This window comes from Gordonia sp. C13, assembly GCF_023218005.1.
Classification (GTDB): domain Bacteria; phylum Actinomycetota; class Actinomycetes; order Mycobacteriales; family Mycobacteriaceae; genus Gordonia; species Gordonia namibiensis.
Genome location: NZ_JALPSY010000012.1, coordinates 40,545 through 66,203, shown reverse-complemented (window position 1 = coordinate 66,203; position 25,659 = coordinate 40,545). Strand labels below are relative to the sequence as shown.

28 protein-coding genes are annotated in these 25,659 nt (G+C 67.6%); 17 read left to right on the top strand and 11 right to left on the bottom strand.

Going from position 1 to position 25,659, the window contains the following annotated elements:
• Positions 1-7: 7 nt before the first annotated feature.
• Positions 8-1,201: an aminotransferase class I/II-fold pyridoxal phosphate-dependent enzyme gene (locus tag M1L58_RS11930; protein ID WP_154882468.1), complete on the bottom strand. Its 1,194-nt coding sequence runs from the start codon at positions 1,199-1,201 to the stop codon at positions 8-10.
• A 60-nt stretch (positions 1,202-1,261) separates the two neighbouring features.
• Here M1L58_RS11930 and M1L58_RS11925 point away from each other — a divergent pair, with 60 nt between their 5' ends.
• Positions 1,262-1,735, top strand: a complete 474-nt coding sequence (locus M1L58_RS11925) for an NUDIX hydrolase (protein WP_248659034.1) — start codon at positions 1,262-1,264, stop codon at positions 1,733-1,735.
• Positions 1,736-1,822: 87 nt separating this feature from the next.
• The gene (locus M1L58_RS11920) at positions 1,823-2,017 is read left to right on the top strand and encodes a hypothetical protein (RefSeq protein WP_006866941.1); all 195 of its coding nucleotides are present in this window, start codon (positions 1,823-1,825) and stop codon (positions 2,015-2,017) included.
• An 18-nt stretch (positions 2,018-2,035) separates the two neighbouring features.
• On the opposite strand, the gene M1L58_RS11915 is transcribed toward M1L58_RS11920, so the two are convergent.
• A complete protein-coding gene (locus M1L58_RS11915) occupies positions 2,036-2,683 on the bottom strand; it encodes a hypothetical protein (RefSeq protein ID WP_248659033.1) in 648 nt (215 codons plus the stop codon).
• A 235-nt stretch (positions 2,684-2,918) separates the two neighbouring features.
• Positions 2,919-3,749, bottom strand: a complete 831-nt coding sequence (locus M1L58_RS11910; protein ID WP_248659077.1) for a hypothetical protein — start codon at positions 3,747-3,749, stop codon at positions 2,919-2,921.
• On the opposite strand from M1L58_RS11910, the gene M1L58_RS11905 reads away from it, so the two are divergent.
• The 7 genes from M1L58_RS11905 to malQ all read left to right on the top strand — a co-directional run bounded on the left by M1L58_RS11905 (position 3,736) and on the right by malQ (position 10,771).
• Positions 3,736-4,365, top strand: coding sequence for a hypothetical protein (locus tag M1L58_RS11905; protein ID WP_374112704.1), 630 nt, complete (start codon positions 3,736-3,738; stop codon positions 4,363-4,365). The genes M1L58_RS11910 and M1L58_RS11905 overlap by 14 nt on opposite strands.
• Before the next feature lie 70 nt (positions 4,366-4,435).
• Positions 4,436-5,299: a ParA family protein gene (locus M1L58_RS11900; RefSeq protein WP_248659031.1), complete on the top strand. Its 864-nt coding sequence runs from the start codon at positions 4,436-4,438 to the stop codon at positions 5,297-5,299.
• Positions 5,300-5,418: 119 nt separating this feature from the next.
• On the top strand, positions 5,419-5,862 hold the full coding sequence (locus M1L58_RS11895) for a lipoprotein LpqH (RefSeq protein ID WP_006866936.1): 444 nt from the start codon (positions 5,419-5,421) through the stop codon (positions 5,860-5,862).
• Positions 5,863-6,072: 210 nt separating this feature from the next.
• Positions 6,073-6,348: a GlsB/YeaQ/YmgE family stress response membrane protein gene (locus M1L58_RS11890; RefSeq protein ID WP_005195242.1), complete on the top strand. Its 276-nt coding sequence runs from the start codon at positions 6,073-6,075 to the stop codon at positions 6,346-6,348.
• A 142-nt stretch (positions 6,349-6,490) separates the two neighbouring features.
• Entirely contained in the window at positions 6,491-7,144 is a 654-nt protein-coding gene (locus M1L58_RS11885) for an SDR family oxidoreductase (protein WP_006866935.1), read from the top strand.
• A 4-nt stretch (positions 7,145-7,148) separates the two neighbouring features.
• Positions 7,149-8,546 carry an FAD-binding oxidoreductase gene (locus M1L58_RS11880; protein ID WP_248659030.1) on the top strand — a complete coding sequence of 466 codons (1,398 nt, stop codon included), beginning with the start codon at positions 7,149-7,151 and terminating at the stop codon, positions 8,544-8,546.
• 83 nt (positions 8,547-8,629) lie between these two features.
• Positions 8,630-10,771, top strand: a complete 2,142-nt coding sequence (gene malQ / locus M1L58_RS11875) for a 4-alpha-glucanotransferase (protein WP_248659074.1) — start codon at positions 8,630-8,632, stop codon at positions 10,769-10,771.
• On the opposite strand, the gene M1L58_RS11870 is transcribed toward malQ, so the two are convergent.
• The gene (locus tag M1L58_RS11870) at positions 10,734-11,978 is read right to left on the bottom strand and encodes an MFS transporter (RefSeq protein WP_248659029.1); all 1,245 of its coding nucleotides are present in this window, start codon (positions 11,976-11,978) and stop codon (positions 10,734-10,736) included. The two genes, malQ and M1L58_RS11870, sit on opposite strands and share 38 nt — an antisense overlap.
• Before the next feature lie 113 nt (positions 11,979-12,091).
• Here M1L58_RS11870 and M1L58_RS11865 point away from each other — a divergent pair, with 113 nt between their 5' ends.
• Both M1L58_RS11865 and M1L58_RS11860 read left to right on the top strand, forming a co-directional pair.
• Positions 12,092-13,282, top strand: a complete 1,191-nt coding sequence (locus M1L58_RS11865) for an ATP-grasp domain-containing protein (RefSeq protein WP_248659028.1) — start codon at positions 12,092-12,094, stop codon at positions 13,280-13,282.
• Between the two features lie 73 nt (positions 13,283-13,355).
• Positions 13,356-14,852, top strand: a complete 1,497-nt coding sequence (locus M1L58_RS11860; RefSeq protein ID WP_248659027.1) for a flavin-containing monooxygenase — start codon at positions 13,356-13,358, stop codon at positions 14,850-14,852.
• 21 nt (positions 14,853-14,873) lie between these two features.
• Here M1L58_RS11860 and M1L58_RS11855 read toward each other — a convergent pair whose 3' ends face one another.
• Together M1L58_RS11855 and M1L58_RS11850 are read right to left on the bottom strand one after the other, a co-directional pair.
• Positions 14,874-15,488, bottom strand: a complete 615-nt coding sequence (locus M1L58_RS11855) for a TetR family transcriptional regulator (RefSeq protein ID WP_248659026.1) — start codon at positions 15,486-15,488, stop codon at positions 14,874-14,876.
• A gap of 17 nt (positions 15,489-15,505) precedes the next feature.
• Positions 15,506-16,132 (bottom strand): ABC transporter ATP-binding protein, encoded by a 627-nt coding sequence (locus tag M1L58_RS11850; protein ID WP_248659025.1) that lies wholly within the window; start codon positions 16,130-16,132, stop codon positions 15,506-15,508.
• Positions 16,133-17,032: 900 nt separating this feature from the next.
• On the opposite strand from M1L58_RS11850, the gene M1L58_RS11840 reads away from it, so the two are divergent.
• Positions 17,033-18,061, top strand: coding sequence for a zinc-binding alcohol dehydrogenase family protein (locus M1L58_RS11840; protein WP_248659024.1), 1,029 nt, complete (start codon positions 17,033-17,035; stop codon positions 18,059-18,061).
• Between the two features lies 1 nt (position 18,062).
• Here the strand turns inward: M1L58_RS11840 and M1L58_RS11835 are convergent, their stop codons facing one another.
• Positions 18,063-18,839 carry an SOS response-associated peptidase gene (locus M1L58_RS11835; protein ID WP_248659023.1) on the bottom strand — a complete coding sequence of 259 codons (777 nt, stop codon included), beginning with the start codon at positions 18,837-18,839 and terminating at the stop codon, positions 18,063-18,065.
• A gap of 38 nt (positions 18,840-18,877) precedes the next feature.
• Positions 18,878-19,372, bottom strand: a complete 495-nt coding sequence (gene ybaK / locus M1L58_RS11830) for a Cys-tRNA(Pro) deacylase (RefSeq protein ID WP_006866924.1) — start codon at positions 19,370-19,372, stop codon at positions 18,878-18,880.
• A gap of 265 nt (positions 19,373-19,637) precedes the next feature.
• Here ybaK and M1L58_RS11825 point away from each other — a divergent pair, with 265 nt between their 5' ends.
• Both M1L58_RS11825 and rsrA read left to right on the top strand, forming a co-directional pair.
• Positions 19,638-20,348 (top strand): sigma-70 family RNA polymerase sigma factor, encoded by a 711-nt coding sequence (locus M1L58_RS11825; protein WP_374112703.1) that lies wholly within the window; start codon positions 19,638-19,640, stop codon positions 20,346-20,348.
• Positions 20,345-20,632 carry a mycothiol system anti-sigma-R factor gene (gene rsrA / locus M1L58_RS11820; protein WP_006866922.1) on the top strand — a complete coding sequence of 96 codons (288 nt, stop codon included), beginning with the start codon at positions 20,345-20,347 and terminating at the stop codon, positions 20,630-20,632. The genes M1L58_RS11825 and rsrA overlap by 4 nt, the downstream gene beginning before the upstream one ends.
• Positions 20,633-20,753: 121 nt before the next feature.
• On the opposite strand, the gene M1L58_RS23615 is transcribed toward rsrA, so the two are convergent.
• Positions 20,754-20,828: a 50S ribosomal protein bL37 gene (locus tag M1L58_RS23615; RefSeq protein ID WP_369758845.1), complete on the bottom strand. Its 75-nt coding sequence runs from the start codon at positions 20,826-20,828 to the stop codon at positions 20,754-20,756.
• Positions 20,829-20,981: 153 nt separating this feature from the next.
• On the opposite strand from M1L58_RS23615, the gene M1L58_RS11815 reads away from it, so the two are divergent.
• Positions 20,982-21,197, top strand: a complete 216-nt coding sequence (locus M1L58_RS11815; RefSeq protein WP_248659022.1) for a biotin/lipoyl-binding carrier protein — start codon at positions 20,982-20,984, stop codon at positions 21,195-21,197.
• Between the two features lie 15 nt (positions 21,198-21,212).
• Positions 21,213-22,718, top strand: coding sequence for a sensor histidine kinase (locus tag M1L58_RS11810; protein WP_248659021.1), 1,506 nt, complete (start codon positions 21,213-21,215; stop codon positions 22,716-22,718).
• Between the two features lie 101 nt (positions 22,719-22,819).
• Here the strand turns inward: M1L58_RS11810 and M1L58_RS11805 are convergent, their stop codons facing one another.
• Positions 22,820-23,074, bottom strand: a complete 255-nt coding sequence (locus M1L58_RS11805; protein ID WP_004023450.1) for a WhiB family transcriptional regulator — start codon at positions 23,072-23,074, stop codon at positions 22,820-22,822.
• Between the two features lie 493 nt (positions 23,075-23,567).
• Between M1L58_RS11805 and M1L58_RS11800 the strand changes: the two genes are divergently transcribed.
• On the top strand, positions 23,568-24,719 hold the full coding sequence (locus M1L58_RS11800) for an MFS transporter (RefSeq protein WP_248659073.1): 1,152 nt from the start codon (positions 23,568-23,570) through the stop codon (positions 24,717-24,719).
• Here the strand turns inward: M1L58_RS11800 and M1L58_RS11795 are convergent.
• Positions 24,671-25,606: a diacylglycerol/lipid kinase family protein gene (locus tag M1L58_RS11795; RefSeq protein WP_248659072.1), complete on the bottom strand. Its 936-nt coding sequence runs from the start codon at positions 25,604-25,606 to the stop codon at positions 24,671-24,673. The genes M1L58_RS11800 and M1L58_RS11795 overlap by 49 nt on opposite strands.
• Between the last annotated feature and the right edge of the window lie 53 nt (positions 25,607-25,659).

Here is a 25,659-nt window from a genome sequence, read left to right as displayed (position 1 = left end):
TCGCGGGTCACGCGGGGTTTCCGGCTCCCACGAACGCGCCGAGCCGATCGATCGCGAGAGCGAGATCCTCCGTCGACGCCGCGTAGGACAGCCGGACGAAGCGATCGGCACCGGCGACCCCGAAATCCTTGCCCGGTGTGAGGGCGACGTGTGCCTCGCGAAGGGCGCGGTCGCAGAATTCCGCCGAACTCAGCCCGGTCGAACTCACGTCGATGTAGACGTAGAACGCCCCGTCGGGGACCACCGGTACGTCGAGCCCGATGCGCGCGAGCCCGTCGATGACGAGGTGCCGGCGACGTGCGAACTCGCGCCGGTTGTCCTCGGCGACGGCCAGGGACTCCGGGGTGAAGCAGGCCAGCGCCGCGTACTGGGACGGGGTCGGCGGGCATACATAGAAGTTCTGTGCGAGGCGTTCGATGACCCCGATCAACTCGTCGGGGACGATGCACCAGCCGAGACGCCAGCCGGTCATGCCGAAATACTTGGAGAAGCTGTTGATCACGACCGTCTCGGCCGTACCCGGGGTGTCGGTGGCGAGGATACTCCGCGGGGCGCGTCCGTCCGCACCGGGGTCGGACAGCCCGAGGTAGATCTCGTCGACGATGGACCAGCCGCCGCGCGCTGCGACGAGATCGGTCATCGCGACCAATTCGTCGTACGGCATCGAGGTGCCGGTGGGATTCGACGGGGTGGCGACGATGACACCGCGTGTGGTGTCGGTCCAGGACCTCTCGACGTCATCGGTCGTCAGCTGGAAGCGTGATTCCGCGGTGGTCTCGATCAGGTCGACCTGCGCACCGAAGGCGTGGGCGAACTGGCGGTTGCACGGGTACGACGGATCTCCGATGAGCACTCTGTCGCCGGGATCGATGAGTGCGGCGCACGCCATGAGCAGCGCGGCCGAGGCGCCGGAGGTGACCGCGACCCGTCGAGGGTCGACATCCGCGCCGAAATGGTGCCCGTAGAAGTCCGCGATCGCGGCCCGCAACTCCGGGAGACCGAGTGCGCCGGTGTACGCGAGCGGCCGGCCGTCGCTGACCTCACGGGCTGCCGCGAGAACCGCAGGGGGCGGTCCGAAGTCGGGTTCGCCGATGTTGAGCTTCACCACGTGGTGGCCCTGCGCCTCCAGCTCGGCCGCGTTCCGCGCGAACTCCATCGCGTAGAACGGGGCGATCCCTTCGGCTCGTCGGGAGATCTTCATGGATCACATTGTGCGCGCCGCCGCGACACGCCCCGAGGCCCGGGCAGGCAGGATGTGGGGATGCCCATCCCTGACTTCATCCGTGACCTGCGTGCCCAGGTCGGTCATCGCGAGCTCTGGCTGTCGGGTGTCAGTGTGGTCGTCCGCGACGCCGACGGCCGTCTGCTGCTCACCCGCCGCGTCGACAACGGACAGTGGGCGGTCGTGTCCGGGGTGCTGGAACCCGGTGAGGAGCCTGCCCGCGCGGCGCTGCGCGAGGTCGCCGAGGAGACGGCCGTGACCGCCGAGATCATCCGCCTGACCAGTATCGACGTAACCCCGCTGATCACCTATCCCAACGGGGATCAGACGCGCTACCTCGACGTCTGCTTCCTCGCGCGGTACGTCGACGGCGAACCGCATGCGGCCGACGACGAGAACTCCGACGTCGCCTGGTTCGCGTCCGACGATCTGCCCGACGACCTCACCGACACCTCGCGCCTACGGATCTCCAAGGCCCTGAGCGGCAATCCCGAGGCCTGGTTCCGGCGCTAGGGACGGGTCTCAGGGATGTCCCTGAACTTCGCCCCATATACCGGCTGACCTGTGGCTTTTGGTGGGGTGCCGGCGGAGACTCGGGGCATGAGCACATCAACGAATTCGTCAACCACGTTCTGGAAGGTCCTCGGGATCATCGCGGTCGTCCTCATCGCGCTGGCGGTGATCGGACCGCTCCTCGAGGGGCTCTTCTGGATCGCCCTCATCGGACTGGCCCTCTACGGCGGGTACATGCTGTTCCGCTCGAAGTCCAAGGACAATCACCCGACGCCGCTGTGACGCGGAGTCGGTGAGCGATCAGGGTCTCGGCAGCGGGTAGCAGGCCCACGGGGCGCAGATCTGCTCCGGGATCTCGATACCGGGCAATCCGGGGACCGTCGGGCGAGCAGGTGTCGTGGGGGCCTCCGACCGGGGTTCCGGCGTGGCCGGCCCGGCACCCGTCACCGTGACGCGGACCGGCGCCCCGGCGGTCGGGGTCATGTTGGTCAACGGCGGGTTGGTTCCCCAGAACTGCTCGCGGACGGAGCCCGGCGGCAGGGTGATGGTGGCGCAACCCCAATAGATGTCGTAGGTCTCGGTCGGGATCGTCGCGGACCCGGTCGGCTTCGGCGGGTTGCCCGCGGTGACCCGCATCGGCACATTCTTCGACGTGCCGGGTGATATGAGCGCGCCGAGTTCCTCAGGCGTCTGATAACCGAAGACCACGGCCGAGGCGGTGGGAGTGGAATTCGCCTTCACGCCGAAGATCTCGCAGCCGATGCGCTTGTTCGCATTGTTGGTGACCTCGAGAGTGATCGTGTTTCCGGACACCGACGGTGAGACGGTGACATCTCCCGGGGATGCCGAGGCGGACGGTGCGAGCGCGATGGTTGTCGCCGCCGCTGCGGCGAAAGCCATTCCGGCCGAGAGCTTTTGGATACGAGCGTTCGTGGGACGAGTGGTCATGACTGTCCTTGTCTCGCGGAGGTGACGCGGCCGCGTTCGGTGAATCGGTATCACGTGAATCCAGGGATTGCGGGTCGTCGCGTATTTCCTCGGTTCACGAAATGTGCCGTGGTGTCCGCGCGGTCTCGGCGTGGAATGTCCGGCGACGACCATTCTCACAGATTTCGACAATGTCGGCAGAGTCGGGGTCGCCCGAATCGCGCGTTCTCCCGAACCTTGATCAACGGTGGAAACGTCAGGGCGCGCCGGCCGGGATGCGGGGACGAGTGCGCGGCACGGAACGGCGGGGTTCGGGCGCGGAGACACCATGACCGTCCTCGAAGATCACCTCGACGCCCTCGCTCCACCGCCCGCCCCCGACGCCCCGATCGATCCGGTGCTGGGGCGCCCGCTGCGACCGGCACCGCCCGCGCGACCGACGTTCAACCCGGACTGGACACCTGCCCGTCATCGACTGCTGGACGGCTGGGTCGACGTGCAGGATCGGCTCCCCGACACCGGCGGAATCGTGGCCCGCGCCAAAGACCATCTCTGGGTCGGTGATCCGGAGATGGACGCTGTCGTGCAGATGTTCTGCAGACTCCCCCCGCGGAGCGGACGGCAGATGTTCGAAGACGCCCTCGACAACGGACTGGAGACCATCGACGATCCCCCGGAGGAACTCGTCGCGCTCTTCGAGCACATCGACAACCCGCCGCCCTGGATCACCAGGGAGCGCGTCGACCGGGGCGCGATCGTCGCAAACAGCGTGAGCCCGGCGGGCAAGGCGTCGCTGATCTTCCTCAACACCCTGGTCACCGTCCAGGGAGGCTCGGTGGGCGGCGCGGTCGGAACCATGGGTCGCATGCAGCGCAACATGGTCAACCGGTCGCTGGAGACCGCCGAGTTCTGGGTGCACCTGCCCGCCCCGGGGGTGCTCGACCGCTACGGCATCGCGTTCAAGAACGCCGTCCGGGTGCGGCTGATGCACGCGCAGGCGCGTGTCATGCTCCGTAAGAAGTGGGGGGGAGGAATGGGTCGCCCAGCACGGTGTGCCGATCTCCAATGCCGAGATGTCCGGCGGCATCGCGTCGTTCGGGGTCGCCAACCTCATGTACGACATCAACTACGGTCGTCATTACGACTACCGGGACCTGGAAGACCTCAACATCTTCTGGTCGTACATCGGTCACATCCTGGGTATTCGAGAGGCGATGATCCCGCGCACCTTCGGCGAAGCGGTGGAGCTCCTCGACTACGGCTATGCGGTGATGGAACCACCGTCGGAGTTCTCCGAGGCGCTCAACGACGTCTCCGAGATGATGCTCAATACGCTGATGGACAAGGTTCGGGTCCCGTTGATCGACACGCGGGTGAAGTCGGCGCTCCACCAGACCCTGCACGGCCTGCATTTCTTCATCGGTGGCACGTTCCTCGGCAAGCGCATCACCGGTACTCTCGAGCCGACCCGAATCGGACGTGTCGCACCGAAACTCATCACCGCGCAGGCGCGCCTGGCGAATCTGGACCGACGCATCCCCGGGTACTGGAAGCGGGCCGACAGGCGTCGCGCGAACGGCGACACCTACTGGGCCGTCATGCACGACGCCTTCACCAAGCTGGCCGCCGAGCAGGACGGCGGGCGCGGTCCCACCTTCGCCCACCACGACCAGAGGGTCGAGGCCCTGGGTACGACCGGCTGAGAGTCGCTGCGCCGCGCGTTTCTCCCGGTTAGTCTGGCGACGCAGGCCCACCGAACAGACCGGGGACACCATGCCGACGGTGATCGCGACCATCAGCCTCAAGGGCGGGGTCGGGAAGACCACGCTCACGGCGGGCCTCGCCGACTTCCTCGCGGGCGCCTTCGGTGAGAAGGTGCTCCTCGTCGACCTCGACGCCCAGACCAACCTCACCACGATGATGATCGAGGAGGGCTGGGAGGCCTGTAATGCGCGCGGGCACACCGTCGCAACCCTGTTCGCCGACGTCCTCGACGGCACCCACCGGTTCGACCTGGAGAGCACCGTCCAACGTGACGTCTCGTCGATCGACGGGGTCACGGGGATCGACCTCATACCGTCGTCGCTGGACCTGATCGACCTGCAGGAGGAGATGAGCGCGCGCCGCGTCGCCGCCGACGACCATCTCGCCGCCGTCGAGGTGCTCCGGGCTGCGTTGGCCCCCGCCATGTCCCGCTACGATTACGTCCTCGTCGACTGTCCGCCGAACGTCGGTCCATTCAGTCTCAACGGATTGTTCATGGCCGGTGGGTATCTCATCCCGACGATCCCGGACGTGTTGTCCACGTACGCGATTCCACACGTCCAGCGGCAGGTCGCCGACTTCGGTGCCGAGATCGGCCGTACCATCGTCGAACTCGGTGTCGTCATCACCAAGTACCGGGCGTCGTCGTCGCTGCACCGGGACACCGTCCACCGCCTCCGGCGCGATCCGACGATCCAGAACATCCTGCCCGCATATCTCCACGAGGCCAATGCGATCGGCGCGGCCGCAGATCACACGCGGTGGCCGAGTCTGCACGCCAAGTACGGCTATCACGGGCACTACGAACAGTTCCGCGATCTCACCCGCGCGGTGATGATCGAGGCCGAGGCGAAACTGCCGTCGATCGCCTGAGACCCACTGCGGTGCCGGAGGTCCCGATATTCGAACATTTCTGTGCCAACGCGCAGCTCAACCGCTAGATTCGTCTCAGCCCGCCGGCCGGCGGCGTTCACGACTGCCCAGGAGTTCTCATGATGAACAAGGTGCACATCGCTTCAGTCCTCGGCGCGGCGGCACTGGCCGTCGCCGTAACCGCATGCGGCTCGGACGACTCCGAGAACACCGACGCGGAGGCCAAGGTGACCGTCGACGACCGGGAGGTGGATCTGGCGGACAAGACCGTCGGCTGCACCGATGCGGCTGGGAAGGTGACGATCGGGATCGGTTCCGGGTCGGGCACCTCGGGCATCGGCGTCGTGCTGTCGTCGGGGGATTCGCCGGAGGTCGAGTCGGTCGGGCTCGGTTCCGTGGACGGCGTGACGCTCGGCTATCAGAAGGGTGTGGGTGAGGGTAGTGCCGAGGTCGACAAGGACGGCTCCACCTACAAGATCACCGGCGAGGCGTCGGGCGTCGATCTCGCCAACCCGACCGAGAAGGTGACCAAGTCCTACGAGATCGAGGTGACCTGTCCGTGATTCCGTCATAGCCGCAGTTCGGGCGGCCTCACCCCTGGAGAAGGTCTCGGCACGACCGTCGCACGGGTCTCGATGTGCACACAGATCCGTGCCCGCAGGTTTGGACCCGGAATTCCTGGGTACGTTCGGTCTTGTAGCAAATCGCACGATCTGGACGATTCGGACGATTTACGTACGCACGCAGGATCAACAACTACCTAGGAGGCAAACATGCTGGGAATTGGCATCATTGCGTGGATCATCATCGGTGGTCTGGCCGGCTGGATCGCCAGCAAGATCATGAAGACCGATGCACAGCAGGGGATCATCCTCAACATCGTCGTCGGCGTCATCGGCGGCCTGCTCGGAGGATTCCTCCTCAAGATCTTCGGCGTCGACGTCGAAGGTGCCGGATGGATCTTCAGCTTCGTCACCTGCCTGATCGGCGCATGCATCTTGCTGTTCCTGGTCAAGCTCGTGACCGGACGCGGCCGGACCCGCGTCTGATCGCAGCCCCCACAGCGAACCCGCCCCGGTCCCGACGCACCGCGTCCGGACCGGGGTGGTGTCGTTCGCGGGGTGGGTACGTTGGGAAAAGTACGTCTGTCGTCGACCCCAGCACGAGTGAGCAACGGAAAGTGAGCATCCAGTGACCCGAGTGGCCATCATCGGTGGACACGGCAAGATCGCGCTGCGCCTGGCGAAGATCCTGACCGACCGAGGCGATCAGGTGACCTCGATCATCCGAAACCCGGAACATGCGCGCGATGTCGCGGAGACCGGAGCGGTACCCGTCGTCGCCGACGTGGAGACCCTCGACACGACCGGGATCGCCACGGCGATCTCCGAACACGACGCCGTGGTCTGGTCGGCGGGAGCGGGCGGTGGTGACCCCGCGCGAACGTACGCCGTCGACCGGGATGCGGCGATCCGATCGATGGACGCGGCGGCGAAGGTCGGCATCCGCCGCTACGTCATCGTCTCCTACTTCGGTGCCGGCCCCGATCACGGCGTCCCCGAGGACAATTCGTTCCACGCGTACGCCGAGGCAAAGGCTGCCGCCGACACCTACCTGAAGTCGAGCGACCTCGACTGGACGATCCTCGGACCCAGCGGGCTCACCGACGAGCCGGGAACGGGGAAGATCGCCGTCGGCGGGACCCGAGGCGATGGCGACCACGTCAGCCGCGACAACGTCGCCGCAGTGGCGGCGGAAGTCCTCGCCCGGCCCGAGACAGTGCACAAGGTCATCGAGTTCAACGACGGACCCACGCCGGTCGCCGACGCGGTCGCACAGGTCTGACACCGTGCCCGGGCATGCGGATGCCCTGCTGACGCAACTGCGCAGGGCGGTCGGTGAGGGCAACGTCCTCACCGACCCCGCGGCGATGGAGGGCTTCCTGGCCGACTGGACCGGTCGATACCGAGGCCAGGCGGATGCGGTCGTACGCCCCCGCACGACCGAGGAGGTCTCCCGGGTCGTCGGCGAATGCGCCTCCGTCGGCGCCCGGATCTGTGTGCAGGGCGGGAACACCGGACTCGTGGGTGGCTCGGTGCCGCCACCCCGCGGCGACACCGGACAACCGGTGATCGTCTTGTCGACGGCCCGCATGACCGACATCGACGAGGTCGACGCGGTCGGGCGCTGCGTCGGTGCCCAGGCCGGTGCCACCGTCGACGCCATCGACGGTCGGGCCGCGGACGCGGGCCTGGCCTTCCCCATCGACCTGGCCTCCCGCGAGTCGGCCACCGCGGGCGGGGTGGTCTCGACGAATGCCGGGGGAATCCGCATGATCCGCCGTGGCAACACGCGTTCCCAGGTCCTCGGGATCGAGGCGGTGCTCGCCGACGGCCGCATCCTCCGCCGGTGGACCTCACTGGTGAAAGACAATGTGGGATACGACCTCCCGGCACTTCTCGCCGGGAGTGAGGGGACCCTCGCGGTCATCACCCGTGTGCTGTTCAAACTCGTCGTCCCGCCGTCGGCGGCGACCGTCGCGGTGGCCGCGGTCGAACACGTCGAGGACGCGATCGCACTGATCGGCGCCGCATCGTCGCGTGGGCTCACCGTCGAGGCCGCCGAGCTGATGACCGAGGCCGGCATCGAACTCGTCCACGAGCACGGACAACGCCGGCCGACGGCGACACCCGCGCCGTTCTACGTCCTGCTCGAGGTGTCCGGGGTCGGCGACATCGAGACGACGATGGCCGAATTGCTCGACGGCACCGGCGGACTCGTCGACGCCGTCCTCGAACCGGCGCCCGCACGAGCACTCTGGGGTGCACGCGAGAGTCATACCGAGACGATCGCCCGGTCGAGTACGACGCCGGTCGTCAAACTCGACATCTCCGTCCCCATACGCGCCTTGCCGGAGACATTCGCCGAGCTGGCCGCGGTCGGTACGACCAGCGACTTCCCGTGTCGCCCCATCCTTTTCGGACACGTGGGTGACGGGAACATCCACGTGAACCTGCTCGACGTCCCCGAAGAACACGCCGGGACCGTCACCGACCGGGTCTTCGGCATCGTCGCGGCAAACGGCGGGTCCATCAGTGCCGAACACGGCATCGGCCGCGCCAAGACGGCTTGGACCCACCTGGGCCGGTCCGACGTCGACCTCGACACCATGCGCGCGGTCAAGGCGGCGTTCGACCCGCAGGGATTGCTGAACCCGGGCGTCATCTTCGGTCTCCCCGCTCCCTGAGTAGCCCGGAGCTTGCGCAGGGCGTATCGAAGGGACGTAGCGCGGACTCGCCCGAATCCTGAGACGATGGCGAGGTGGCTGACGTGAACACCGAGAGGTTGACCGAACTGGCGCATCGTCACGGTGTGGCCACCAGCTATGTGGGCTGGGACGAGGAGACCCACGACGTGAGCGCGGAGACGCTGGTCGCCGTCCTCACCGCGCTCGACGTCCCTGCGGACTCACCCGAGGAGATCGAGGAGTCGATCCGGGAGGTCGACGAGCGGCCGTGGCGCGAATTCGTCCCCGCGGTGACGGTCGTGACCGAGGGCGGCGGCAACACCTTCTGGGTCCATGTCCCGCACGGGAACCTGGTCAAGGTGTGGATCGCGACCGAGGACGGCCGTGATGTCGCGCCGGAACAACTCGACGTGTGGGTGGACCCGCGGGAGATCGACGGCGCGCTCGTCGGGCGGGCGACCTTCGCGATCCCCGACGACCTCGAACCCGGATACCACCAGATCAAAGCCCTCGACCTCGACGACTCGACGGCGTCGAGCGCGCCGCTGATCGTCACCCCGCGCCGGCTGCACACCGCGGACCGGCTGTTGGGGCAGCAGCGGTGGGGCCTGGCCGTGCAGCTGTACTCGATCCGGTCGGCAGACTCGTGGGGGGTCGGCGACTTCGCCGATCTGACCGGAATCTGCGAGGTCGCGGGCAGTGCGTACGGCGCTGATTTCGTGCAGGTCAATCCGTTGCATGCGGCGCAACCGCACCCTCCGATCGAGGCCTCGCCCTATCTTCCGGTCACCCGCCGCTTCCTCAACCCGATCTACATCCGGGTCACCGACATCCCCGAACTCGACGGATTGTCGAAGTCCCAGCGCAAGTGGTTGGACAAGCTCGCCCGCGGGTTCATGGGTGAGAACACCGCCACCGACCGGATCCGGCGCAACAAGTCCTACCGGGCGAAGCTGGAAGCACTCGAACTGATCTACGGCGTGCCGCTGAGCCCCGCCCGCAAGACCGCCCTGCGGGAGTTTCGGAAGCGAGAGAGCAAGGGCCTCAAGCGATTCGCCACCTGGTGCGCACTGGCCGAGCGCTACGACGCCGACGACCCCCGCTGGCAGGACAAATTCCTCGATCCGACGTACCTCAAGAAGAAGCGCCGGAAGCTCGCTCGGCGCATCGACTTCCACATCTGGCTGCAGTGGATCTGCGACGAACAGCTCGCCACCGCGGCGCATGCCGCGGAATCCGCGGGGATGTCCATCGGCGTGATGGCCGACCTCGCCGTCGGCGTCGGCCGGCACAGCGCCGACGCCTGGGCGCTCGGCCACGTGCTGGCCTCCGGTGCGACGGTGGGCGCACCGCCGGATGGTTTCAATCAGCAGGGCCAGGGCTGGGATCAGCCGCCCTGGCATCCGCGCCGACTGGCCGAAGCCGGTTACGAGCCCTACCGCGACATGATCCGCACCGTGCTGCGTCATGCGGGCGGGGTCCGCGTCGACCACATCCTGGGGCTGTTCCGGCTGTGGTGGATTCCCGACGGCATGGGACCGGCCGGCGGCACCTACGTGCACTACGACAGCGAGGCGCTGATCGGCATCCTGGCCCTCGAGGCCCAACGGGCCGACGCGGTGGTCGTCGGCGAGGACCTCGGGGTCTTCGAACCGACGGTGCAGGACACGCTGCGCGAGCGAGGAATCCTGGGCACGTCGATCCTGTGGTTCGAGCAGGACCGCCAGGCGGCGATCGCGCCGGAACGCTACCGCGAACTGTGCCTGACGTCGGTGACGACGCACGACCTCCCGCCGACGTCGGGTTACCTGGCCGGTGACCACATCGCGCTGCGGGCGCGGCTGGGACTGCTCGAGACAGGGGAAGAGGCCGAACGGGAACGCAACGAACGCGAACGCGACGCCGTCCTCGAACTCGCCTACGAGCGTGGACTGCTGTCGCGGGACACCCCGCTGTCGGAACCGGAGGTCGTCGACGCCCTCTACGCAGTCATCGCGCACACACCGTCGGTGCTGCTGAGCGTCGCACTCGTGGACGCGGTGGGGGAGAGGCGAATTCAGAACCAACCCGGCACGAGTGCCGAGCAATACCCGAACTGGTGCATCCCGCTCGCCAACGCCGACGGTGAGGTGGTGCTCGTGGAGGACCTCGTCAGCAGCGTGCGCTTCCGGCAGCTGGTGGACGTGCTCAACGAGAACGGGGTTCCGGGCGCCGCACCACGATGATCGTCAGGATCAACGCCACCAGCGCGAGCACCGCGACGCCGATGTTGAAGGCGATGCCGGCCGGCCGCAGTCCCCACTGCTCTGCGGCCACACCCTGCCCGACGATGGGCAGCGAGATCGCGACGTAGGCCACCACGAAATAGGTGGATGTGACCTCGGCTCGCCGATCGGCCGGGCTGGCCGCGACCACCGACGCGAGTCCCTTGCTGAACGACATTCCCTGGCCCACGCCACACACCACCGCGCCGGCGAGCAGGGCTGCGGTCGACGCGGCGATGAGCCCGACGACGGACAGGCAGGTGCCGCCGATCAGGATCGCGCAACCGGCGATCAGCGCGGGCTCGGTGGGCATGCGACGCACCACGATCTGCGTGACCGCGGAGGAGGCGAACAGCACGAAGACGAGAAAGCCGGTGAACGCGCGGTCGTCGACGCCGAATATCTGCGTGACGAACGAGGGCATGACGCCGGTGAACGTGCCCATCACCGCGAAGCCCGCGAAGGCGGCGATCGAGGCGCGGAGGAACACGCCGCGCATGTCGGCCGGTACCGACAGTCGCTGAACACCGAGACGGGCACCGGGTTTGACGTCGACCGTCTCCTGTAGTCGCCAGATGCCGGCGAAGGCGAGTGCCAGGAGGACGAGGTCGAGGAAGAACGGGGTGTACAGCGGATCGGGCGCATACTCGGCGAGCACTCCGGCGATCAGCGGCCCCATCCCGAGTCCGCCGATGTTGGCCGCGGTCGCGACGGCCGGCGCCCGGCCCCGCCACGACGGTGGTGCGAGTTCGATGACCGCAGTCGTTGCGGCGCCGGCGTAGATCCCCGCAGACAATCCTGACAGCACCCGGCCGACCAGCAGTTGCCAGACCGGTCCGGCGGTGAGGAAGACGACGGCGCTGGCCGCTGAGAGCAGTGCGCCGGCGATGAGCAACTTGCGCCGCCCGATCACATCGGACCAGCGACCGAAGCCGATCAGTGCGGCGATGACTCCCGCCGCGTAGACACCGAAGATGATCGTCGTCGTGGCGACACCGAAGCCGAGCTCCTCGCCGTAGAGCGAGTACAGCGGTGTCGGCAGCGTCGTCCCGAGCATGACGACGGCGAAGGCGTAGACCGCCGCCACGAAGGAGGGGGTGGTCGAACGGGTTGCGGCCGCCGCACCACGGGAGGAGCGGGTTGAGGGGGTGCCGGATCGATCAGTCATGAGACTGCCAAACTACCGCCGGACCGGGCGGGAGTGCCGACCGGGAACAAATCCTCGCCATCTGTCCGCCATCGCCGGGCCGGAAGCCCGCGTGTCGCTTATCGTCTGCAGCCATGCAGGCCTCTGAACCGCACATCCTCGTGACCACATCCCGGATGCCGTTCGCCGTCGACGAGATCCACAAACTGGGTGAGACAGGGCGGGACGTCACCGCCGCGGACACCTTCGCCTCGGCGCCGGGGAGTCACTCGCGCGGCGCGCGACGGCATCTCGTGCTCCCCGCACCCACCCAACAGACCACCGCCTTCGTCGACGCGGTGATCGAGGCGATCGGCGAGCACGACATCACCTGGCTGCTCCCGATGTTCGAGGAGGTCTTCTACCTCGCCAAACACCGCGACCGGATCTCCGCGGCGCATCCCGACGTCGAGTTGTTCTTCCCCGATTTCGAGACCCTCGCCCGCGTCCACGACAAGGTCGGGTTCACCGCTCTCTGCCGCGAACTCGGGCTCCCGGCCGCGGAGTCGGTGACGACCACGAGCCGTGAGGAGCTGCGCGAGGCCACCCAACGGTGGCCGCACTGGTTCGCCCGGGCCGCCTTCGGGCGCGGCGGGCTCGACATCCTCACCAACACCGGGCCGCTGGCCGGGGAGTCCTCGATCGATGACATCACGCCGACGCCCGACGACCCGTGGCTCGTCCAGGAATACCTCGCGGGTGTCGACCGGTGCAGCTGGAGCGTCGCCCACCACGGCGAGATCGTCCTGCACTCCTGCTACGAGCACCCCCTCGCGATCGACGATCGCGGCGGCATCGTCTTCCAGTCCGTCGACTCGCCGGAATCCCTCGCCGCAGCCCAGACCATCGCGCGGGAACTCAACTGGCACGGGCAGATCAGCTTCGACTACCTCGTCACCGACGACGGGGTCCACCACATGGTCGAGTGCAATCCGCGACCGACCGCCGGTTGCACCGTGGCGACGTCCGAGGAGTTCGACACCGCCCTGTTCGACCCGGGCGACCTCGTCGTCGTCCCGGCTGGACGCAGGAAGATGATCAAGGCGGCGGTGCTGCGCGACGCGCTCAAGCACCCGTCTCATCTTCGCCGGAATCTCGCCGCGGCCAAGGGTGCGAGCGGTGTCTACGACCAGCCGCACGACCACCTGCCACTGCTGTACTCGGCGCTGTCGCTGCAGCACATCCTGGCCTACCGCAAGGAGCTCGGGCTGAATCGCAACAAGAGCGAGGAACTGATGGCGACACAGTTCTTCGATGTGCTCTGGGACGGCACCGCGATCGCCTGACCAGGGGAGATACACACGGTCGCGGTGTGTGTTAGATTACAGTAACTGTCGGTTACAGTTATTGGGGTCTCTCATGCAACCTGCACACGCCGCGCCTGCTCATGAGGTGCTGATCGTCGGCGCCGGATTCGGCGGAATGGGTGCCGCCATCGCCTTCAAACGCCTCGGCATCGACGACATCGCGATCCTCGAGCGCGAGGACGATCTCGGCGGGACCTGGCATGTCAACCACTATCCCGGTCTCGCCGTCGACATCGCCTCGGTCACGTACTCGTACTCCTTCGAGCCCAACCCGAACTGGTCGCGACTGTTCGCGCCCGGGCCCGAGCTCAAGCGCTACGCCCACCACGTCGCAGACAAGTACGACCTCAAGCGGCACATGGAGTTCGGCACGACTGTCGACTCCGCCGAATGGGACGACGCCGCGCGGTTGTGGCGCGTACGGACCGGTGACGGAACGCAGCGCACCGCCCGCTATCTGGTCACCGCGACCGGCTTCCTCTCCCAGCCCCATGTCCCGGACTTCCCGGGGATCAAGAACTTCCAGGGGAAGATCCTGCACACCGCGGCGTGGGAGGACGGCTTCGATTTCACCGGCAAGAAGGTCGCGGTCATCGGCACCGGGGCGACGGCGGTCCAGCTGATCCCGGAGGTGGCCGAGCGTGCCGATGCGCTCACCGTCTTCCAGCGGACACCGATCTGGGTCGTCCCCAAGATCGACTTCGCGATCCCGTCGGCGGTGCAGCAGCTGTTCCGGCGGATCCCGTTGACGCAGCGGGCGGCCCGCCTGGTCAACACCTCGCTGCTGGAGCTGCTGATGGTCTCCGGCGTGCTGCACTACAAGCAGCTCAAGCCCGGCAACAAGCTCGCAGCCCGGCTGGCCAAGGCGCACCTGCGGTCCCAGGTCCCCGACCCGGAACTGCGTCGAAAGCTGACGCCCGACTACGACTTCGGTTGCAAGCGACCGACCTTCTCCAACACGTATTTCGCCAGCTTCACCAAGCCGAACGTGACCTTGCAGACCAGCGGCATCGCCCGTCTGGAGGCCGACGGGATCCTGGCCGGCGACGGAACGAAGACCGAGATCGACACCCTCGTGCTGGCAACGGGATTCAACCTGTGGGACGTGAACTTCCCGGCGTTCGACATCGTCGGGCGGGAGGGACGCAACCTCGGGAAGTTCTGGCGCGAGGGCAGGTTTCAGGCCTACGAGGGTGTCACCGTGCCGAAGTTCCCCAACTTCATCTCGCTCAACAGCCCGTACTCCTACAGCGGTCTGTCGTACTTCACCACGATCGAAGGGCAGATGAAGCACATCACCCGGCTCTTCGGTGAACTCCGACGTCGCGGGCAGGACACCTTCGAGGTCACCGAGACCGCCAACGACGCCTTCCTCGACGAGGTGACCGACCGTCTGCAGTCGTCGGTCTTCTACAACGGCAACTGTGTGAGCTCGCGGAGTTACTACTTCAACCAGCACGGGGAGGCGACCCTCCTGCGTCCCGCCTCGACGCTGCGGACCCTTCGGGAGATGGATTCGTTCCCGTTGAGCGACTACGCCTTCCGCTGAGACGGGTCGTACTCGCCGGCGTCAGGCGTCGGCGAGCCCGAGGTAGCCGCCGATCAGGCGGCGGATCATCGCGGTGATCTCCTGTGCGTTCGCCTCCGTGGGTGGCTGCGTCGAGGCTTCGGAGTGCTCGCCTCCGAGGGACCGACACGCCTGGACGATCATCGAGTCGATGAGCTGGGCGATCTCGAGTGGCCGCGGTTCGCCGTGCGCGACGAGGGCTTCGACGAGCGGTTCCTGGAGTTCCCGATGGAACCGCTGCATCGGCTCCTGCAACACACTCGGGTCGACCACTCGGGTCAGCGCGTTGGCCACGTCCTGCTCGGAACCGACGAACAGTTCGACATTCGCGCCGATGTAACCCCAGATCTGTTGCCCGGGTTCGGTTTGTGCCGTGACCCGATCCCGGACGAACCGGACCCAACTGGGGAACAGGTCGGCCACCACCGCGGCCAGGAGCTCTTCGCTCGACGAGTAGTACTGGTAGACGCTGGAGCGGGCCAGCCCGACGCGCTTGCCGACTGCGGCGAGGGTCGGGACCTGACCGGTCTCGGCGAGAATCGCCTTCGCGGCGGCCAGGATCGCCTGCTCCTGCTGTCGCCGGTGTTCGGCGACGGTGGGCGCCTGGATGCGTGGCAAACGCCCACCTCCTCAGCTCAGCTGGACGCCGGGGAGCCCGGGTTCAGTTGTCCGTCGATCATCTCGTACACCTTGTCACAGTGTATGAGAACGTCCTGGTCATGGGTCACCATCACGGTCGCGACGCCGTGCTCGTGCGTCTCGCGCGCGAGCAGCTCGACGACCTCGTGACTGCGCCGACGGTCGAGGGCCGCGGTGGGCTCGTCGATCAGGAGGGCGTCAGGAGCCGTCATCAGCGCCCGCGCGATACCGACGCGCTGACGTTCACCGCCCGACAGCTGATGCGGACGGCGCTTCGCCTTGTGCGACATCCCGACCCGGGCGAGCAGTTCGGCCGGTGAGCGGGACTCGGCGACGCGACCGAAGGTCAGTGGCAGACGCAGCTGGTCCTCGACGGTCAGCGCGTCGAGCAGGTTGCCGCTCTGGAACACGAACCCGATGTGTTCGCGACGGATCCGGGTCAGGTCGCGCTTGGACGCGGTTCCCAGTTCGGCGTCGCCGACGGTGACCTTCCCCGACGTCGGGGTGATGAGGCCGCCCGCGACCGCGAGCAGGCTGGACTTGCCCGATCCGGACGGGCCGACGACGGCGACGAACTCGCCGGCGGCGACTTCGAGGTTCACCGCGTCGAGTGCGGTGACCACGTCTTCCCCGTCGCCGTGGACGAGACTGACGTCGTTGAGTGCGAGCGCGGTCGTCGAGAGTCAGCGAGGTGGTGTCCGCGGCGGCATCGCCGGCGGCCAGGTCCACGGACTTGTCGGCCTTCACAGCGACGGCGGTGATGTCGTCATAGACGCGCGGCGGCACCGGCTCGCCGGGACGAGCTCCGGCGCGGATCTCCTGCCACGTCTTCAGCGGCACGAACGCCACGTCGACGTGTCCGAAGGTGCTCTGGCCGTCGAGGATTCCGACGACACGCAGCTGGGTGCCGAGCGGCTCGACGGTGACCGTGTCACCGATCGACAGTCCGTCATCGGCGGCGGTCTGGCTGATGACGATCTCACCGGGGGCGGTCGACAGCGACTTGCCCTCGGAGGCGGTGGGGCTGACGAAGCTGCCCGGTTCGACGCCGAAGAGGGCGAGGTCGATGTCCACGCCGGTGTTGGTGCGGCCGTTGATCAGGGTGTTGCCGAACGGTGCGGCGTCCTCGACGCCCGGCTGCTCGGCCCATTTCCCGACCGCCGACGTCGGCACCAGAGAGCGGGAGAAGGCGGAGTCGGTCGCGATGTCCTTCTGGAAGGCGAAGGAGGTCACCGGCAGCTTCTTCAAACCGGAGACACCGTCGTTGACCAGACCGACCGACAAGCCGCTCAGCAGCACCATCAGGATGGCGATGAGCGCGACCACCGACCCCATCAGGGCGAATCGTCCGCGTGCGAAAGAGAGTTCTCGAAGGGCAAGGAACGTGTCACTGCCCTCGCATGTTTACCGACACCATGTCGGCAACGATATCGACACAGTGTCGGGAAGGTGTAGCCCGACCGGTGTGAGACCGGTCATGTGCAAGACCACGCTGCACCGCGCGGGCGGGTTTAGCCTGAGGTATGCGCGCTTGGGCGGTGAGCGAGCCGGGGCCGATCGACACCCGACCACTGCGGCTCGTCGACAAACCGGAACCGCGGCCGGCGGACGGCGAGTTGCTCGTCCGGGTCCGTGCCTGCGGTGTGTGCCGGACGGACCTCCACGTCGCCGAGGGCGATCTGCCAATTCGCCATGCCGATGTGACGCCCGGGCACGAGGTGGTCGGGGAGGTCGTCGAACTCGGTCCGGGTGCCGACGGCTTCTCCCTCGGAGACCGCGTCGGCGTCGCCTGGCTGCACCGCACCGACGGGACCTGCGATCGCTGTCTCCGCGGTGCCGAGAACCTGTGTGCGGCATCGGTGTACACCGGATGGGACGTCGACGGCGGTTATGCCGAGCTGGTCACCGTGCCCGCGGCCTTCGCCTACCCGCTGCCGGCCGGGATCGACGACGTCTCGATCGCGCCGCTGTTGTGCGCCGGCATCATCGGCTATCGCGCGCTCCGGCGTACCGGCCTCCTCGACGACCCCGGGACAGGGCCCGGCCGTCCGAAGAGGCTGGGACTCTACGGTTTCGGCGGTAGTGCTCACCTGTGTGCGCAGCTGGCGATCGCCCTCGGGATCGAGGTACACGTTCTCACCCGTGGAGAACAGTCCCGGCGCCTGGCCGCCGATCTCGGTGCGGCGTCGGTCGGCGATGCCACCGACGTGCCGCCGGTACTGCTCGACGCCGCGATCACCTTCGCCCCGGTCGGTGAGCTGGTCCCGGTGGCGATGCGCGCGCTCGACCGCGGCGGCGTCCTGTCGATCGCCGGCATCCACCTCACCGACGTGCCGCCGCTCAACTACGAGCGGGAACTGTTCTACGAGAAGGAGATCCGCTCGGTCACCGCCAACACCCGTGCCGACGGTGCGGAGTTCCTGACGCTGGCCGCCCAGCACGGGGTTCGGGCGACCACGCACGAGTACACGATGTCGCAGGCCGATCGTGCCCTCGACGACCTGGCCGCGGGACGCTTCGACGGGGCTGCGGTCCTCGTCGCCGACCTCTGACTCAGAGGGGGTTGAGCAGCTCCGGCCCGTTGTTGGCGACGCGGTTGACCAGCGGGGCGACCTCGCGGATGTCGATCGCCTCGGCGAGCGGTTCGGCGGGCGGCGCGAACAGGTCGTCCGGCGCCCGGTGGTCCGGATCGAGCCAGGCCTCCCAGTTGTCGTACGGCATGATCAGCGGCATCCGGTCGTGGATGTCGCGTAGTTTGCCGACCGCATCGGTGGTGAGGATCGAGCAGCTCAACAGCGGTGGGGCGGCGTCGGAGTTCTTGTCGTGCCACACCGACCACAGTCCGGCCATGAACAGCCGGGTGCCGTCCTGCGGGGACATGTAGAACGGGATCTTGGTGGGCTTGCCCTTGCTGTCGGGCGGACCCTTCTTCCACTCGTACCAGCCGTCCATCGGCACCAGGCAGCGCCTGGACTTCACCGACGCACGGAACGAACTCTTCTCCGCGGCGCTCTCGGCGCGTGCGTTGAACAGCAGCGGTCCCTTGCCGATCTCCTTGGTCCACGGCGGTACGAGCCCCCAGCGCATGGCGCGGATGCGCAGGAGCGGATCGTCGGTCGGGTCCTCCGGCGCATGTCGCTTCACCACGGTCATCACGGTGGTCGTGGGCGCGACGTTGTAGTTCGGGCCGAGGGCGCGAGGTGCGGGGGTGTCGAGGTCGAGGGCATCGGGGTCGGCAGGTTCCTTCGCCGGCTCCGGTACCTCGTTGACCGCGTCGATCTCCGCCGCCAGCTTCGCCGGATCGGTGGTCACCGCATAGCGTCCGCACATGTTCACCATGCTGCCATTCGCCTGCGACAGAGGGGACCTCACACGGCGATGTCGGCGACCACGGCCTTCGTCACGGCGACGAGATCGGCCGGTGCCAGGGCGATCTCGAGACCGCGCTTGCCCGCACTGCAGAGGATCCGGTCGAACCCGAGTGCCGAGGAGTCGACGACGGTCGGCAGGGCGGTCCGCTGCCCGACGGGGGAGACGCCGCCGAGGACGTAACCGGTGCTGCGGGTGACGGCCTTGGCCTCGGCCATCTGCGCCTTCGACGCGCCGAGTGCGGCGGCGGCCGCCTTCACCGACAGTTTGCGGGGGACCGGGACCACGGCGACCGCCAGGCCGGGGCGGCTGCCACCGGACAGTTCGACGACCAGCGTCTTGAAGACCTGCTCGCCGACCACCCCGAGCGCGTCGGCGAGGGCCTCGACCGCCTCGGCCCCGTAGGCCTCCGATCGCGGGTCGTGGTCGTAGCGGTGCACGGTGTGGGCGATCTTCGCGCGTTCGAGGGCAGCGATCGCAGGTGTTGCCGCCATGGTCGGGTGCCTCCCGGTGGGACTGGGCCGGATGTGACGTGGTGAGCGTATGCGACGCCGCGGGAACAAACTGCCCGTCCCACCCTGTTGTGACTGGTTGCGACAGAAAGATCGGGAGCGCATGCGAGGAGGTAGAACCGAGATGAGCACAGCGGCGGTACTCGAGCCACCGGTACTCGTGGAGGCGACGCACCTCCTGTCCGGGCCGGGGTCGGTAAGCTTGACCGGCAACGTCCCAGTGACGCCTCTCATCGAAGGGATCGTAGTGGCCGAAGCCGAGTCAGCCGACACCGAAGCAGCCGGTCCGGGGTCCACCGCGACCGGTTCCGCTGCGGATGTGTCCGCCGAGAAGGGTGCGCCGCGGCGCGCCGATCCGAGCGAGTCCCCCGAAGAGCTCACCGAACGGTTCGAGCGCGACGCCTTGCCGTTGCTCGACCAGATGTACGGTGCCGCGCTGCGGATGACCCGCAATCCCGCCGATGCCGAGGACCTGGTCCAGGAGACCTACATCAAGGCGTTCACGGCTTTCGCGTCGTTCCGGGAGGGCACCAACCTCAAGGCCTGGCTCTACCGGATCCTGACCAACACCTACATCAACGGCTACCGCAAGAAACAGCGCCAACCGGCGCAGTACCCGACCGACGAGATCACCGACTGGCAGCTCGCGTCGACTGCCGAGCACACCTCCCAGGGGCTGCGCTCGGCGGAGATCGAGGCCCTCGACGCCCTTCCGGACGACGAGATCAAGGCCGCGCTGCAGGAGCTTCCGGAGGATTTCCGGATGGCCGTGTACTACGCCGACGTGGAAGGCCTGCCGTACAAGGAGATCGCCGAGATCATGGACACCCCCATCGGCACCGTCATGTCCCGACTCCACCGAGGACGCCGTCAGCTGCGTGAGTTGCTCGCCGACGTCGCCCGGGAGCGTGGTTTCCACCGATCCGCCACGGCCAAGGGTGCGGAGGTGGCGCGATGAGCGACATCGATCCGGAACTCACCCAGCTCGACTGCTCGGCGGTCATCGCCGATGTCTGGCTGCTGCTGGACAACGAGTGCGACGAGAACGCCCGCAAGCGACTCCAGGGTCACCTCGACACCTGCCCGTCGTGCCTTGCCCACTACGGCATCGAGCGGCAGCTGAAGGCGCTGGTCAACCGCAAGTGCGGCGGCGACCAGGCACCGCAGGGCCTGCGTGATCGTCTGCGGGTGGAGATCCGCAAGACGGTCATCGTCCAAGAGGTCGCCGAGACCGACCGCTGAAACCCCCGTCACCCCCGGCTGATCCGGGGGTGACGACATGAAAAAGCCCGGGTGGCCATGGTGGCCGTACCCGGGCGTTTTTCTTGGTGCTCGTTCGCCGAACCCCGCCGTGAGGCGAAGATCAGGCGTTCGGACGCTTGCCGTGGTTGGCAGCGTTCTTCTTACGAGCGCGCTTCTTGCGTCCGCGCTTTCCCATGACGCATCTCCTTTTGCCGGCGGATGGGGACATCACAGTGTCTCAGGCATTCTCCCACGTGCCAAAACCCGGCCGGCCACCGACCGGTCGCGATCGGTCCCGACCCGGCCCCGACCCGTCGTCGCCGGTCACCTCGTGGGCTAACTTATGTGCATGGCTGAAGACGTGGTGGCAGAGATCGTCGCGAGTGTCCTCGAGGTCCTGATCGCCCCCGGACAGCAGATCGAGGTCGGCGACACCCTCGTGCTGCTGGAGTCGATGAAGATGGAGATTCCCGTTCTCGCCGAGGAACCGGGCACCATCGCCGACCTGAAGGTGAAGGTGGGCGACGTCATCCAGGCCGGCGACGTCATCGCCACCTTCGAATAACCCGCGCCGCACCCCATGTCGACCCTTGCCGACCTGCTCGCCGAGCACACCACGCTCTCCGACGCGGCCGCGGCACACCTGCAGCGTCTGGTCGCCGAGTGGCAGCTGCTCGCCGACCTCTCCTTCGCGGACTTCCTCCTGTCGGTGCGCACCGACGACGGGGACGTGGTCACCGTCGCGCAGTGCCGACCCAACACCGCGTCGACCGTCTTTCCCACGGACGAGGTGGGCCGGGTCATCGACACCTCCGTGCATCCGCAGGTGGTCCGCGCGTTCGACTCCGACAAGGTCCTCCGCGACGAGGACCCGACGTGGTTCGGGGCCACCGCGATGCGGCAGGAAGCGGTCCCGGTCGGCTTCGAGGGTGAGGTGATCGGCGTACTGACGCGCGCCGTCGACCTCACCCATCCGCGACTGCCTTCGCCCCTGGAGCTCGCATATCAGGACTCGGCCGACGATCTGTGCCAGATGGTCGCCGACGGCACGTTCCCGCACGAGGAGGGCAATCCGCGGGGATTGTCGACCCCTCGCGCCGGCGACGGTTTCATCCGGCTCGACCGGACCGGCACGGTGACCTACACGAGCCCCAACGCGCTGTCGGCGTTCCATCGCATGGGCTGGACGGCGGAGCTCAACCACACGCGGCTCTCCGATGTGGTCAAACAACTCGTCACCGAGCCGTTCGAGGCCGACGACGTAGCGATGATGCTCGACATCGCGGCCGGGGTGGCCGAGGTGCCCACCGGCCCGTACCGCGACATCGGCATGCGGGTGGAGGCCGACGCCCGGCGCGCGACGGTCCTCATCCGGGCGGTGCCGCTCCGCCCGAAGGGGGAGGAGTCGGGGAGTGTGGTGCTCATCCGTGACGTCACCGAGGTCAAACGACGCGACCGCGCGCTGATCAGCAAGGATGCGACAATCCGGGAGATCCACCACCGGGTGAAGAACAATCTGCAGTCGGTCTCGGCGCTGCTGCGCCTGCAGGCCCGCCGCACGTCCAACACCGACGCGCGGGAGGCGCTGAACGAGGCCGTGCGCCGGGTGGCGTCGATCGCCCTGGTCCACGAACTGCTGTCCGGCAGCGTCGACGAGGAGGTCGATCTCGACGAGGTCGTCGACCGTCTCGTGCCGATCCTGGTCGATGTGGCGTCCAACGAGTCACGGGTGACGGTGCGTCACCGTGACCGGCTCGGCGTCCTCACCGCCGAGCTGGCGATGCCCTTGGTGATGGTGCTCACCGAACTGATCCAGAACGCGATCGAGCACGGTTTCGACGGTTCGCCCCGATCCGACGCCGAGATCGCGGTGATCGCCGAACGTGACGTGCGCAACCTTCGTATCGCCGTGCGCGACAACGGCTCAGGACTGCCCGAGAACTTCGACCCGGCGGCCTCCGACCACCTCGGACTCCAGATCGTGAAGACACTGGTGTCCATCGAACTCGGCGGTGAACTCGACGTCCGGCCGAACCCTGAAGGGGCGGGAACCGAAGTCGGCGTGCACATTCCGCTGCGTTCCTGACGCGGCGCGGTCATCCGGGTGTGAAAGCTGTTGCCGGACACGAAAAAACCCGGCCGTGGCCGGGTTTCTTCGAATGCGGGCGAACGCCGGCTCGGATGGGCCTAGACGCTGCTCCGGGTGCGGGTACGTGCGGTACGACGCTTCAGTGCGCGACGCTCGTCCTCGCTCATGCCGCCCCAGACGCCTGCATCCTGGCCCGACTCGAGGGCCCACGAGAGGCAGTCAGCGGTGACCGGGCACCGCGCACAGACGAGCTTCGCGTCGGCGACCTGCGCGATGGCCGGACCGCTGGTTCCCACGGGGAAGAACAGCTCCGGATCCTCGTCGCGACAGATGGCCTTGTGACGCCAGTCCATTCCACTACTCCTTCAGGCGCGTTTCCGCGCACCACTCGATTAGTTGATTGCTTGCTGATTGTTTGGCTGGTAACTCTCAGTTCACGCGGGCGCACCAAATGTTTCCGCGTTGTTGCTTGTGAATACTTTCACGAATCCAGCCGAAGTCAATGGTTCTTGGTTAACACGTGGGCAACATCACGTCCCGCGCCTACCACTTCAGCCAAAGCCGACCCCATGGGGGGTATGGACAGCAGGTTCGCCGTCCGTGTAGTAGCCTACGCGCCCTCTCAGGGGCTGTCGATGAGTTTCCGCAGGTACGACCCTCACGCTCTCGGGAAATCCCGCGTGACGTGGAGCCGGCTCACGTATTCTTGCTCACATGCGTCGACGATGTTGATCCACACCACTCCGATCCGGCGCTCGCGGCCGGGGTTCTGAGCGGCGTCTGGCGGGCTGCGCCGTAGGTGCCGCCCTGCTCGAGGATCTGATCCCGCTCTACCCGGTTTACGCGATTCTGTTCGCCGACCCCACGGTCCCCGGGGCCGGTTTGTCGCCTGCCGAGATCAGTGCGTTGTTCATCCTGTGGTCGCTGTCGACGGTGATCGTCGAAGTGCCGACCGGGGTCCTCGCCGACCGGTTCTCGCGACGCCGCCTGCTGGTGGCGGGGCCTCTGGTCACGGGCGCCGGTTTCGCGCTCTGGACCTTCACTCCCTCCTTCCCGTCTTTCGCCGCGGGCTTCATGCTGTGGGCGATCGGCGGTTCGCTGCGTTCGGGTACGAGCCAGGCGCTCGTCTACGACGAACTGGCGATCCTCGGCCGGTCACACGAGTACGCACGGCTTTCGGGTGCGATGCGGGCCGCGGCCGCGATCGGGGTGATCGGCGGCACGGCCCTGGCGGTGCCGCTCCTCGCGTGGGGTGGGTACACGGCAGCGGGCGTTGCGAGTGTCACGGCCTGCGTGCTCTGCGCGTTGGTTTCCGCCGGGTTGCCGGAATCGGGTCGCCCCGGGGCAGGCGGCCCCGGACAGGATTCGAGTCCGGGTGCCGACACCGCTGAACTCGACGCACCCGACGGTTGGCTCGCGGTCCTCCGCGGCGCCCTGCGCCATCTGCGTGACCGTCCGATCGCACGTCGGCTACTGGTCCTGGTCATCGCCCTGACCTGGGTGGCAGCGCTCGACGAGTACCTGCCGTTGCTGGTCGAATCCTTCCTGGGCGGCCCGACGTCGGGTGCCGCGACCCCGGAGGCCGTCGCACTGCTCATGATCGTGGTCGCCGCCGGCGACATCTGCGGTTCCCTTGCGGCACGGCGCGTCCGGGACACCGTGATGGTCGGCCCCGCGGTGGGGCTCGGCGCATCGGCGCTGATCGCCGCGGCCCTGTGGGCTCACCCGGCGGGCGTCGTCGGCGTGGCCGTGGCCTTCGGGGTCTTCGGGTGGGCGCTGGTCGTCGCCGACGCCGCGTTGCAGGACCGGCTGGACTCCGCGTCGCGGGCAACGGTCACGTCGATCGCGGGCGTGGGGGAGGAGGTGGTCGCGATCCTCGCCTTCGCCGGATGGGCGGCGGGATCGGTACATCTCGGGCCTGCGGCGTTGTTCGCGATCGCCGCGCTGCCCTATGCGGTGGGGGCGGGTGCGATGACGGTCAGGGCGTCACGACGATGACGAAAACGTATGTCGCGGAACGCGCCGATGTAGTCACCGTCCATCTGTACATCGATCGGGGCCTCGGCGATGAACCGGATCTCGTCGACGTCGTCGTCGCGGAAAAGGTGGTGCGCCTTGGGAGCTGCCTGTGCCAGCAGTCGCGTGGCGAGAGGGAGGTTGCGCAGGACGCCGGTCGACGTCGCCACGAACACACCGAGTCCGGTGTCGAAGCCGGTGGTCGGATTGGTGCGGATCTCGCGCGGCCCGAGATAGGTCCACGGACTGGTGTTGGAGACGAAACCGAAACGGGCGCCGACGATCCGGTCGCGGCCGGGGATCTCGACGTCGAACGTCGCCGAGCTGCCGGCCTGCTTGAGGAAGCTGCTGACGGTGGTCCACAGATACCGCGCGGGAGTGGCGGCCTTGCCCGCATGACGCTTGTCTTCCATCGCATGCACCACGACGGCGTCCATGCCCATGCCGGTGTTGAACAGGAACCAGCGATCGTCAGTGTGGCCGAGACCGATTCGACGGCTCTCCCCGGCGTCGAGCAGCGAGATGATCTGCTGGGTCGCGAGCAGCGGGTCGGGGTCGATGCCGAGGGTCCGGGCGAAGACGTTCGCGCTGCCGCCCGGGATCACGGCCAGGCTCGGCCGGCGCCGAGAGGGGTCGCTCGTACCCGGTGGATCGAGGAGGCCGTTGGTGGCCTCGTTCACCGAGCCGTCGCCGCCGTGGACGACGACCGTGTCGAAGTCCTCGGCGGCCGCGCGGGCGGCGAGTTCGAACGCATGCCCGCGGTGGGTTGTGAGCTCGACGTCGAGGTCGAAGTGAGCGCTCAGTGTGTGCACGAGAGCATCGCGCCCGGCCGGACTGGTCGCGGTGGCGAAGGGGTTGACGATGAGCATGACGCGCACGACACCCGAGGATATGGGGTAGGTGGCGCAACCGTGCAATCCGC